The 290-nt window shown below is 54.1% G+C and carries 1 protein-coding gene and 1 other annotated feature; the gene reads right to left on the bottom strand.

Annotation, left to right across the window (positions count from 1 at the left end; genetic code table 11):
• Positions 1-290: IS3 family transposase (locus BFF42_RS21605; protein ID WP_146753335.1), on the bottom strand; the 290-nt coding region annotated here is incomplete at both ends.
• Positions 230-289: a sequence feature (AL1L pseudoknot), on the bottom strand. (Overlaps the previous gene by 60 nt.)

Below are 290 nucleotides of genomic sequence, written 5' to 3'. Positions count from 1 at the left end.
CCCGGAGAACACCGGCAAGTCCCATAACCGCCATGAGACGTGCCACAGTGCATCTGGCCACTCTGATACCTTCCCGTAACAACTGACGCCAGACTTTACGCACACCGTATACCTGATGATTCCCATCGTATACGCGCAGTATCTCTTTCTTCAGCCAGTCATCGCGCTGCGCACGGGCACTGCGTTTATCAGGATGATGTCGCTGTTGCTGACAGTGGTAATACGTTGACGGGGCAATATGTAGTTCACTGCATACCGGTCCGACCCCGTACAGCTTACGCAGCTTATCC

This window comes from Shigella sp. FC1661, from assembly GCF_001712525.1.
Classification (GTDB): Bacteria; Pseudomonadota; Gammaproteobacteria; order Enterobacterales; family Enterobacteriaceae; genus Escherichia; species Escherichia coli.
Note: the sequence above shows the minus strand (reverse complement) of the source record. Positions and strands in the feature narration are given on the sequence as shown.